Origin of the sequence: Nocardioides sp. 616, from assembly GCF_002930065.1 — a bacterium.
GTDB classification, from domain to species: domain Bacteria; phylum Actinomycetota; class Actinomycetes; order Propionibacteriales; family Nocardioidaceae; genus Nocardioides; species Nocardioides houyundeii.
On record NZ_POAG01000008.1, the window covers coordinates 1 to 11,027 of the forward strand.

12 protein-coding genes are annotated in these 11,027 nt (G+C 72.3%); 7 read left to right on the forward strand and 5 right to left on the reverse strand.

Features of this window, described 5'->3' with window-relative positions:
• From C5H89_RS01855 to C5H89_RS01880, 6 genes are all read left to right on the forward strand, one after another.
• Positions 1–1,041 (forward strand): LCP family protein (locus C5H89_RS01855; protein ID WP_205304810.1); only part of this gene is annotated, 1,041 nt, incomplete at its 5' end.
• The gene (locus tag C5H89_RS01860; protein ID WP_104105413.1) at positions 1,038–1,949 is read left to right on the forward strand and encodes a crotonase/enoyl-CoA hydratase family protein; all 912 of its coding nucleotides are present in this window, start codon (positions 1,038–1,040) and stop codon (positions 1,947–1,949) included. The genes C5H89_RS01855 and C5H89_RS01860, both read left to right, overlap by 4 nt.
• Before the next feature lie 63 nt (positions 1,950–2,012).
• The gene (locus tag C5H89_RS01865; protein ID WP_104105414.1) at positions 2,013–3,194 is read left to right on the forward strand and encodes a zinc-dependent alcohol dehydrogenase; all 1,182 of its coding nucleotides are present in this window, start codon (positions 2,013–2,015) and stop codon (positions 3,192–3,194) included.
• A gap of 155 nt (positions 3,195–3,349) precedes the next feature.
• Positions 3,350–4,312 (forward strand): TIGR03557 family F420-dependent LLM class oxidoreductase, encoded by a 963-nt coding sequence (locus tag C5H89_RS01870; RefSeq protein ID WP_104105415.1) that lies wholly within the window; start codon positions 3,350–3,352, stop codon positions 4,310–4,312.
• Positions 4,313–4,337: 25 nt separating this feature from the next.
• Entirely contained in the window at positions 4,338–5,351 is a 1,014-nt protein-coding gene (locus C5H89_RS01875; protein ID WP_104105416.1) for an NAD-dependent epimerase/dehydratase family protein, read from the forward strand.
• Between the two features lie 22 nt (positions 5,352–5,373).
• Complete coding sequence (locus C5H89_RS01880) at positions 5,374–6,057, forward strand: HAD family hydrolase (RefSeq protein ID WP_104105417.1); 684 nt, start codon at positions 5,374–5,376, stop codon at positions 6,055–6,057.
• Between the two features lie 3 nt (positions 6,058–6,060).
• On the opposite strand, the gene C5H89_RS01885 is transcribed toward C5H89_RS01880, so the two are convergent.
• The 5 genes from C5H89_RS01885 to C5H89_RS01905 form a co-directional block, all read right to left on the reverse strand.
• Positions 6,061–6,621 (reverse strand): hemerythrin domain-containing protein, encoded by a 561-nt coding sequence (locus C5H89_RS01885; RefSeq protein ID WP_104105418.1) that lies wholly within the window; start codon positions 6,619–6,621, stop codon positions 6,061–6,063.
• Positions 6,622–6,696: 75 nt separating this feature from the next.
• Complete coding sequence (locus C5H89_RS01890) at positions 6,697–7,926, reverse strand: Dyp-type peroxidase (RefSeq protein ID WP_104105419.1); 1,230 nt, start codon at positions 7,924–7,926, stop codon at positions 6,697–6,699.
• Positions 7,926–8,525, reverse strand: coding sequence for a copper chaperone PCu(A)C (locus C5H89_RS01895; RefSeq protein ID WP_104105420.1), 600 nt, complete (start codon positions 8,523–8,525; stop codon positions 7,926–7,928). The genes C5H89_RS01890 and C5H89_RS01895 overlap by 1 nt, the downstream gene beginning before the upstream one ends.
• 79 nt (positions 8,526–8,604) lie before the next feature.
• On the reverse strand, positions 8,605–9,339 hold the full coding sequence (locus C5H89_RS01900; RefSeq protein WP_104105421.1) for a hypothetical protein: 735 nt from the start codon (positions 9,337–9,339) through the stop codon (positions 8,605–8,607).
• A 28-nt stretch (positions 9,340–9,367) separates the two neighbouring features.
• Positions 9,368–9,925, reverse strand: coding sequence for a hemerythrin domain-containing protein (locus C5H89_RS01905; RefSeq protein ID WP_104105422.1), 558 nt, complete (start codon positions 9,923–9,925; stop codon positions 9,368–9,370).
• A gap of 682 nt (positions 9,926–10,607) precedes the next feature.
• On the opposite strand from C5H89_RS01905, the gene C5H89_RS18780 reads away from it, so the two are divergent.
• A partial coding sequence (locus C5H89_RS18780) for a hypothetical protein (protein ID WP_205304811.1) occupies positions 10,608–11,027 on the forward strand: 420 nt, incomplete at its 3' end.

Below are 11,027 nucleotides of genomic sequence, written 5' to 3' on the forward strand. Positions count from 1 at the left end.
CGCGCCGGCGCGCCGGCCGCGCCGCCCCCGCAGCCACCCTCGCCGCCGCGCCCCGCGCCCGCCGGCTCGGGACGCTCGCGCGGCCGGTTCCGTCCGCGGCTGCGCCTCGGGCTGCTGCGCTGGGTCTTCCTGCTGTGGCTGGTGTTCCTGGTCGCGGTGCCGTTCTGGGCCTGGGGCAAGGTCGACAAGGTCGACGCCGACCCCGGCGGCGAGCGTCCCGCCGAGCAGCCCGGTACGACGTACCTGATGGTGGGCAGCGACTCCCGCGGCGACCTCACCGAGGAGGAGCGCAAGGACCTCGGGACCGGCGGCGACGTGGGCCAGCGCACCGACACGATCATGGTGCTGCACACCGGCAGCGGGCCCAACGTGCTGATGTCGATCCCCCGCGACTCGATCGTCCCGATCCCGGGCAAGGGCACCAGCAAGATCAACGCGGCGTACGCGTGGGGCGGCCCCAAGCTGCTGGTGGAGACCATCGAGCAGAACACCGGCATCCGGATCGACCACTACGTGGAGGTCGGGTTCGGCGGCTTCGTCGACATGGTCGACGCCGTGGGCGGCGTGGAGATCTGTCCCAAGCAGGACATGAAGGACCCCCAGGCCAAGCTCGACATCGCCAAGGGGTGCCAGGAGGCCGACGGCCGCACCGCGCTCGGCTACGCCCGGTCCCGCAAGACCTACACCCAGCTCGGCGACATCGACCGGGCGCGGGCCCAGCGCGAGGTGGTCTCCGCCGTGGGCAGCACCGCCGCCTCGCCGTGGACCGTGATCAACCCGGTGCGCTACTACCGGCTGGCGATGGCCACCGCCAGATCCTTCACCGTCAGCGAGGGCACCAGTCCGCTCGCCTTCGCCAGGTTCGGCTGGGCGATGACCCGGGTCGACGGGGACAAGGGCCTGACCTGCGGGATCCCGATCCGTGACACCGCCGTCAACTGGGACGCCGAGCGTTCGAAGCAGTTCTTCACCCACCTCATCGAGGACGACACCGAGTCCATCCCGAAGGGCCTCTGCACCCCCTCGGGCCTGCCCCGATGAGCGCCGCCGCGCCCGACGGCGGCTACCAGACGCTCAGCGTGAGCGTGGACGGCGACGGCGTCGCGCTGCTCACCCTGGACCGGCCCGAGCAGCTCAACTCCTTCACCGTCACCATGGCGGCCGAGCTCGAGCGGTTCTTCCTCGCCGCCGCCGGCGACGACACGGTCCGGGCCGTGGTGGTGACCGGAGCCGGGCGCGCCTTCTGCGCCGGGATGGACCTCTCGGCGCCGGGCAACGTGTTCGGGCTCGACGAGTCCCTGGACCCCACGCCGGCCGAGCTGGCCGCCAACTTCGACCAGCCGCCGTACGCCGACGGGGTGCGGGACACCGGCGGCAAGGTCACCCTCGCCATCCACGCCTGCCCCAAGCCGGTGATCGCCGCGATCAACGGCCCGGCGGTGGGCATCGGGGCCACGATGACCTGTGCGATGGACCTGCGGCTGGCCTCCACCAAGGCCCGGATCGGCTTCGTCTTCGGTCGGCTGGGCATCGTGCCCGAGGCGTGCTCGACCTGGTTCCTGCCGCGGATCGTGGGCGTCCAGCAGGCCCTGGAGTGGATCTACTCCGCCGACGTGCTCGACGCCGAGCAGGCGTTGGCCGGGCGGCTGGTCCGCTCGGTGCACGAGCCCGACGACCTGGTGCCCGCCGCGCTGGAGCTGGCGCGCTCGTTCGTCGTCGGCAGGTCGCCGGTCGCCCTGGCGCTGGCCAAGCAGCTGGTGTACGCCGGCACTGCGGCGCCCCACCCGCTCACCACGCACCTCGCCGACAGCCTGGCGATGTTCCACACCAGCGTGGGCGACGGCAAGGAAGGGGTCGCGGCCTTCCGGGAGAAGCGGGCGCCCGAGTTCACCTCACGGGCCTCGGAGCTGCCGCGGATCTTCGCGGACCCCCCGGTCCCCCCGGGCTGAGGGTGTCGCCCTCCGCGATCAGGGGTACCGAGCAGTTCCCCCCTTTTCGACGAGGAGCTACACATGAAGGCAGTGACATGGCACGGCACCCGGGACATCCGCGTGGAGGAGGTGCCGGACCCGGTCATCGAGCAGCCGACTGACGCGATCATCAAGGTCACGTCCTCGGGCCTGTGCGGCTCCGACCTGCACCTCTACGAGCCGTTGAGTCCCTTCATGACGCCCGGCGACGTCGTGGGCCACGAGCCGATGGGCATCGTGGAGGAGGTGGGCTCGGAGGTCTCGAACCTCGCCGTCGGCGACCGCGTGGTGATCCCCTTCCAGATCGCCTGCGGCCACTGCTGGATGTGCGAGCGCCAGCTCTACACCCAGTGCGAGACCACCCAGGTCCGCGAGTACGGCTCGGGCGCCGCCCTGTTCGGCTACAGCAAGCTCTACGGCAGCGTGCCGGGCGGGCAGGCGGAGTACCTGCGCGTCCCGCAGGCGCAGTTCGGTCCGATCAAGGTGCCCCAGGGGCCCGCGGACGACCGGTTCCTCTTCCTCTCCGACGTCGCCCCCACCGCGTGGCAGGCCGTCGCCTACGCCGACGTGCCCGAGGGCGGGACGCTGGCGGTGATGGGCCTGGGTCCGATCGGCCTGATGTCGGTGCGCATCGCCCGCCACCTGGGCCTGCGGGTGATCGCGGTCGACCAGGTGCCCGAGCGGCTCTCCCGCGGCCAGGCGGCGGGCGCGGAGACCATCGACCTGTCGGCAGTGGACGACGTCGCCGAGGAGATCCGCTCGCTGACCGCCGGCCGGGGCGCCGACTCCGTGGTCGACGCCGTCGGCATGGAGGCCCACGGGTCCCCGGTCGCCGAGCTCAGCCAGAAGGCGCTGGGCCTGCTGCCCCGCAAGGTCTCCGCAGCCGTGATGCAGCGCGTCGGCGTGGACCGCGCCGCTGCCCTGCTCACCTCCCTGGACGCCGTACGCCGGGGCGGCACCGTCTCCCTCAGCGGCGTCTACGGCGGCATGACCCAGCCGCTGCCGCTGATGGAGATGTTCGACAAGCAGCTGCAGCTGCGCATGGGCCAGGCCAACGTCAAGCGCTGGATCGACGACGTGATGCCGCTCGCCCTCGACGACGCCGACCCCCTGGGCCTGGAGTCCTTCGCCAGCCACCACGTCTCCCTGGACGACGCCCCGCAGGCGTACGCCGACTTCCAGGGGAAGGTCGACGGCACCTTCAAGGTGGTCTTCCGCCCCTGATCTTCCGGTGCAGGGATACCCGCTTAGGCGGGTGTCCCTGCACTTAGAGGGGCATGCATGCCCCTCTAAGGTCCAGTTTCCCCGCTCAGGCGGGGTTTCCTGCAGCCCCGACTCCGCGCTGCATGACTCCCCCAGCACCCGGGTACGGCTCGCACATGCGCCTCGGCTACACACTCATGACGGAGCAGGTCAGCCCTCCCGACCTCGTGCGGCACGCCGCCCGGGCTGAGGAGGTGGGCTTCGACTTCGAGGTGATGAGCGACCACTACTTCCCCTGGCTCGACGAGCAGGGGCATGCCGGCTATGCCTGGAGCATGCTCGGCGCGGTCACCCAGGTGACCCGGCGGGTGGAGCTGATGACCTACGTGACGTGCCCGACCAAGCGGTACCACCCGGCGGTGGTGGCGCAGAAGGCCGCGACCGTGCAGCTGCTCTCCGACGGGAGGTTCACCCTCGGCGTGGGCTCCGGGGAGAACCTCAACGAGCACGTCGTGGGAGGCGGCTGGCCCTCGGTCGACGTACGGCACGAGATGCTGGTCGAGGCGCTGGAGATCATCAACGGCCTCTTCGACGGCGGCTACGTCAACCACCGCGGGCAGCACTTCTCGGTGGAGTCCGCCAAGCTCTGGGACCTGCCCGAGGTGCGGGTGCCGATCGCAGCGGCCGTGTCGGGCCCGGCCTCGATCGCCAAGCTGGCGCCCCTAGTGGACCACATGGTCGCGGTCGAGCCGAACGCCGACCTGGTCCAGCAGTGGTCCGGCGCGGGCTCGCGCGGGGAGCGCAAGATCGGGCAGATGCCGATCAGCTTCGACCGCGACCGTGAGGCCGCCGTACGCCGGGCGCACGAGCAGTTCCGCTGGTTCGGCGGCGGCTGGAAGGTCAACTCCGAGCTGCCCGGCACCGCAGGCTTCGCCGCTGCGAGCCAGTTCGTCCGCCCCGAGGACGTGGCGGAGTCCATCCCCTGCGGCGACGACGTCTCCGCGATCGTGGAGGCGGCCGCGGAGTGGCGTGAGGCCGGCTTCACCGACCTGGCGCTGATCCAGATCGGCGGCGACACCCAGGAGGAGTTCCTCACCTGGGCCGCGGACGAGCTGCTGCCTGCCCTGGCCGAGTCGTGAACACCCCCGCCAGCAGGAGGTCGGCATGAAGGTCGTGGTGGTCGGCGCCACCGGCAACATCGGCACGGCGGTCCTCGACAGGCTGCTCGCCGAGCCCGAGGTCACCACCATCACCGGGGTCGCGCGGCGCACCCCGCTCGACGCCGAGGCTGCCAGGTCCGGGCGCGTGGAGTGGGTGAGCGCCGACGTACGCCGGGACCCGCTCGCCGACCTGCTGCGCGGCGCGGACTGCGTGGTGCACCTGGCCTGGATGTTCCAGCCCAGCCACCGTCCCGAGGTGACGTGGGAGACCAACGCGGTCGGCACCGCACGTGTCCTGGAGGCCGTCGCCGCCGCTGGGGTCCCGCACGTGGTGGCCGCCTCCTCGATCGCGGCGTACTCGCCGCGCACCGATCTCACTCCGGTCGACGAGTCCTGGCCCACCCACGGTGCCTCCGCCGCGCCGTACGCCCGGGAGAAGGCGTACGTCGAGCGACTGCTGGACGCAGCCGAGGCCCGGGAGCACGCGCCAGTGGTGACCAGGCTGCGGCCGGCGTTCGTCTTCCAGCGGCGGGCCGCCTCGGAGCAGAAGCGGATCTTCATCGGCCGGCTGGTCCCCCAGGGGCTGATCCGCCCCGCGCTGGTGCCGGTGCTCCCGTTCCCCCACGACGTGCCGTTCCAGGCCGTGCATGCCAGCGACCTCGCTGACGCCGTGGTGCGCACCGTGGTGCGCCGTGCGGGTGGCCCGTTCAACCTCGCCGGCCCCGACGTGATCGAGCCCGACGACCTGGCAGAGCTGCTGCAGGCCCCGAGAGTCGGCGTCCCGGCCGGGGTGCTGCGCAACGGCCTGGCGGCGGCGTGGAAGGCCCGCCTGGTGCCGGCGGACCCCAAGCTCTTCGACGCCCTGACCAGGCTCCCGATCATGTCGTGCGAGCGCGCCGTCCGCGAGCTCGGCTGGCGGCCGGAGCACACCGCCCAGGAGGCCCTGGCGGAGCTCTTGGCCGCACTCCCCGAGAAAGCCGGCCACGGCACCGCCCCGCTGCACCCGACCGGCTCCTGACACTGGAAAGCGAGACCTCCCCTTGAACCCTGCTCCCCTCCCCCTGGCCGTCGACACCGTCCTGCTGGACATCGACGGCACCCTGCTGGACTCCAACTACCACCACACGGTGGCGTGGCTGCGCGCGTTCGCCCGGCACGGGCACGACGTGGCCGGCTGGGTGGTACACCGGCACGTCGGCATGGGCGGAGACAAGCTGGTCGCCGCGGTGGCCGGGGACGCGGTCGAGGAGAGCGACGGCGACGCGATCCGCGAGGCGTGGGAGAAGGAGTACCACGAGATCATCGAGCAGACCACCCTGTTCCCCGGCGCTCGCGACCTGCTGGACGCCCTGGCCGAGCGTGGTCTGGACGTGGTGCTGGCCAGCTCCTCGATCCCTGAGCACGCCGAGCACGCGGCGCGGCTGCTGGACGCCGACGAGAAGGTCGACGCCATCACCACGGCCGAGGACGCCGAGGAGACCAAGCCCGACCCCGAGCTGCTCGACGTGGCCCTGGACAAGGTCTCCGGCGGCAAGGCCCTGCTGGTCGGCGACACCGTGTGGGACATCGAGGCCGCCAACGCCCTGGGCATCCCGACGGTGGCGGTGCTCAGCGGGGGCTTCGGCCGCCAGGAGCTGGAGGAGGCCGGCGCCGCGTGCGTGCTTGACGACGTGGCGGAGCTGCTCGCGCGGCTCGACGAGGTCGTCGCGCCGCGCGAGCGTTGAGGCTCACTCCTCGGCGGCCTGCTCCTGCAGGGTGTCCTTGAGCTCCTCCTTGGACATCGAGGAGGCGCCCTCGACGTTCATGTTGGCCGCCTGCTGCTCCAGCTGGGCCTTGGTGACGTCCTCGACCTGGTCGCCCAGCAGCTCCTTGCGAACGGCGAGGAACTCCTGCCCGAGCTCGATCAGCCGCTCGGACGACATCTTCTCCCGCATCCCGGGCAGCACCGTCTCCTCCTCCTCCTCGAGGTGGTGGGTGACGGCCTCGATGACCTCCTCCAGGATCTCCCCGAACTCGTCGGACTCCGGGTCCTTGCCCGCGAGCTTCTCCATCAGCTCGTCCGCCTCGACGTGTTCCTCCTGGCTGTGCTCGACCTCGTCGGCCTCGTCCGCCTCGTTGATGGCCGCCGGGTAGATCACCGCCTCCTCGGCGCGCCCGTGGGCGAAGAGCAGGGTGGTCAGCACCGGCGTGACGGTGGCTCGCTTGGTCGGGTCGGTGCGCAGGACGGCGAAGAGCCGCTCGAACTCGCGGTGGTCGTCCATGATGAGGTCAACGACGTCACGGGGCATGGGGTGTCCTTCCGGGTGGGGGACGGGTTGGGTACCCCGCGGCCCGCCACTGGATGCGCCTGCGGTGCTGGGTGCTCACCCACCGAGAACGCGCTGACCCAGCCACTCCCCCTCGGTGAAGCCCGGGAGCACCGCGAACTCCGCGGACCCGATGGCGGTGGTCCACTCGTTGAGCTCGTCAGCCTCGTCCAGGGTGGTCTGGATCCGGACGAACTGCCGCGTGAGATCGGCCTGGAAGCTGGAGAAGAGCAGGCCCGCCTCCGACCGGCCCGGATCCGTCACCTCGTAGTTCGCGCCCTTGCGGAAGATCCGTGCCCCGGCGTTGGACGAGGGGTGCGAGCGTCGCGCGTGCGCCTGGACGGCCACCACCGGGCGCCCGTCCCGGCGTGCGGCGAGGTCGACGTCGTCCAGCTCGCCTCCTCCGGTCAGCGGCGCTCCCGTGGCCAGGTCCCGGCCCACGGAGCGCTCCTGCTCCTCCCGGGTCAGCTCGTCCCAGGTCGGCAGGTCCATCCGGATGCGCCGCACCACCAGGGTGGTGCCCCCGGCCCACGGCCCGTCGTCGATCCACACCGTCGTGTCGAACAGCGGCGTGCCGGGGCGCGGGTTGGCGGAGCCGTCGACCTGCCCGAACAGGTTGCGGCCGGTGGCCGGGGCACCGTCGGCGCCGACGGGGTTCCACGAGCCCTGCTGGCGCCACCGCAGCCGGGCGAACGGCCGGGCATCGGCGACCAGCCGTCGTACGGCGTGCCCGACGGTGGTGCCGTCGCGACCGGCGACCACCAGCACCAGGTCCCCGCCGGACCAGTCCGGATCCAGGCGGTCGTGCCGCATCGCGGGGACCGGCGCGAAGCCCCGGGGCACCGGCAGGTCCCAGGTGCCGTCCAGCAGGGGCGCGCCGAGCCCGACGGTGACCGTGAGGTCGGCGACCGGGCTGGCGAGCCACGGAGTGGTGTCCCCGGGCGCCCCACGTCCGGTGGTCAGCGCCGCCACGTCGCCGGTCCACACGCGCAGCAGCCGTCCCAGCGCCGCCACGTCGGCTGCGCGCCGCACCCCCGGCAGCAGGTCCAGCGCCACGATCTCGGTGACGGCGCTCGACCCCGCGGCGACACCGGGCTGGTGAACCCCGTACGGCGACACCGTGCGGCCCGAGGACGACCCCTGGACGGGATCGGCGCTGGGGACGGCCGAGTGCCCGCGCAGCGCGGCGGTCCCCGTCGCGCCCGCCGCGGTGCCGACGGCCGCCGATCCGAGATAGCCCAGGAACCGGCGCCGACCGAGTCCGGGACCGCTCGTCGAGGCGGACATCAGTGGGAGTGGTTCTCGTCTGTGCCGGGCGCGTGGTAGTGCCCCTCCTCCTCGGTGAACTCCTTCACCGGGGCAGTCACCTCGACCTGTGATCCGTCGTCGAGCTCCAGCGTGAGCTCGACCTCGTCGCCCGGGGCCAGCCCGGTGGTCAGGTCCATCAGCATCACGTGCATGCCACCGGGCTGCAGCAGCTGGCCGCGTCCAGGGGCCAGGGCGATGCCGTCGGGCATCTGGCGCATCGCGGACTTGCCGTCGACCGTGGCCATCTCGTGCAGCTGCGCGGTCCCGGCCACCTCCGAGCTGGCGCCGACCACGCGCAGCGCGACGTCGCCGGTGTTGTCCAGCGTCATGAAGGCGGCACTCATCGTCGGGTCCTTGGTCCCGGTGGTGGCCCGCACCCACGGGTCCTCGACCTCGAGCACCGGGTTGGCACCGGTACTGGCCGAGGTACTGGCCGAGCTGGGTCGATCGCCGGCCGAGGAGCTGGACGCCTCCTCGCCGCAGGCCGTCAGGGCGGAGCCCAGCAAGAGCGCCACGGCGGCGCCGGACAGGGCACGGAACAGGTGGGTGGACGGTCGGGGCAGGGTGGTGCGGTTCATCAGCGTTCTCCTCGCGAGAAGTCAGGGCGACGGCCCCGCACACGGCCGTGGCGGAGCTGGGGCTGGTCCGACCCGAAGGTCAGGCGAGGAGGACGGGCGGGCCGCGCCGTCTCAGGACGGCACGGTCTCGGCGCTGCGAGGGGCGCACCGCGACGTCGGGCCAGCGGAGCCGGCCGGCGCAGCGGGCGATGCCCAGACGCAGCTGGGCGGCCGCCAGCCGCCGGCGTCCGGAGGCGCGGGCGACGTCACCACGCGCGGCGACGAGCAGCAGCAGGGCCCACAGGGCGGACTCCCCCACCGAGAGGAACAGTCCCAGCACGACGGCCCCCGCCAGGTGGGCCACCACCATCGCGGGTCCCTGGTCGCTCAGGTGCTGCAGCTGGTGCGCCCACCAGCCGCCGTGGCCGGAGCCGGCACCGGTCGGCGTCGGGACCGAGGCCGCGTAGAGGTCGTACAGGCTGCCGCTCCGTCGCCCGCTGCCCTCCGGCAGCGTCGCCGGGGGCAGGACGACGGGTCCTGTGGCGGGGGCATCGCCGCGGTGCCCGGCGAGCATGCTCAGCAGTCCGTGCGTCAGCGTCTGTCCGGCGACCACCAGCAGCACCAGCACGCCGGGGCCGACACGGCGACGCAGGAACAGCGATGCCAGCAGCACGCTGCCCGCCAGCAGCAGCGTCAGGGAGAGGGGCCCGGGGAGCCTCCCCCCGCCGGCCAGGTGCGAGGCGATCCCGGTGCCCAGGCCCACCGCCGCGAGCACCACCGCGCGACCCCAGAGCAGCTCTGCCGTGAGGGTGGAGGCGGGCGGTCGGCGGTCCATCACCGCCGACCCTACCCAGGTACGGCGATCAGCCCTTGCGCAGCACCGCGGCGACCGCGTCGCGGGTGCGGTCCACCACGGAGGCCAGCGGCCCCGCCATCAGATTGGTGGTCATCGAGCTGCCCACCGACGGGTGCGGATGAGTGGGGGCGATGGCCTCCACCGCCTGCAGGGCCAGCGCCATCACCCGCAGCTGTCGGTCGTCGGCGGCCTCACGCAGCAGCGGGAACTCCTCGCGCTCCTCGGCGTCGGCGTGGGCGAGGACCGCGATGCGCAGCGTGCGGAGCCGAGGGTCGAAGTCCGTCTCGGAGACGTCCATGCCGTCCATTGCGGCCAGCAGCTTCTTGGACTCCGTCTCCTCCTCCAGCCGGGCGTCGACCACGTCGTTGGCCCCGCTCATCCGGACCCGCGGGTGGGTGATCAGCTCCTCGGCGGTCTCGTGCACCGCCAGGAAGCGCCGCAGCTCCTCGAACCTGCGCTGCTTTTCCGCGCCGGAGGCACTCTCGACGTCCGCGAAGAGCTCACGGATGTGTTGGTGCTGGGCAACCAGCAGCTCGATCACGTCGGGCTTCTCAGTCGTCGTCATGGCACTGGGGTACCCAGGGCGATCCGCGGCCGAACGTCGCTGGCGAAGTGCGCATTGCGCAAACGCTCATGGCGACAGTACCGCCTCTCTAGGTTCATCCGTGGGCAGGTCCGATCCATGCACCGGACACGCACGGTGGTGCGCCACTGCTCATCTTCGGAGTCGGGGGACACCAAATGCACGCAGCCATGCGTACTTCCAGAACGATCATCGCGCTGCTGCTTCTGGCGGGCAGCTTGCTCCTCGCCTTAGACACCTCCGTACACGCGTCGCCCAGGCTGGTTCAACCGAGATCCTCGGTCTCCTTCACACCAGATCAGCCGGCCGCGGGTGAGCGCGTCACCGTCACCGGGAGCACCCCTGACAGGCGGCGCGCCAAAGTCAGGCTCCAGATGCAGAAGGGCTGGCACTGGAAGACGATCGGGAGCACCAAGCCTGACAGACGCGGGCGGTTCTCCCTCCGATTCACCGCTGGCAAGGAGCGCACCAGGCGTAGCTACCGCGTCCTCGTCGGCCGTTCGAGGGTCTTGGCGACTCGAGTGATCCGGGCCCGCGCGCACTCCGGGGCTCTGGTCGGGCCTACGGCTGTGCTGGTCGGGACGAGTGCCACTCTCCGGGCCACGTTCTCCCCGCTCCGCCCGCTCCAGCCGGTGGACCTCTTCCGCCTTGAGTCCTCCGGCACGTGGGCCTGGGTGGGCCGCGCGCTCTCAGACGCGTCGGGGGTCTCCCAGCACCAGGTCACCCCCACCGTTCCTGGGGTGTACACCTACCGGGCTGTGGCCCCGGCGCGAGGGAAGCGGCCGAAGGTGACTGCACGATCTTTCATCCTGACCGTCGACGCCGCGCCCAGGCCGACACCCACCCCTACCGTCGCGGCCACCCCTACCCCGACCCCCACACCCACACCCACGCAGACGCCGACGCCGACGCCCACCGAGACACCGACACCCACGCCGACACCGACGCTGACACCCACGCCGACACCGACGCTGACACCCACGCCGACGCCGACGCCGACGCCGACGCCCACCGAGACACCCACACCCACGCCGACACCGACGCTGACACCCACGCCGACGCCGACGCCGACGCCCACCGAGAC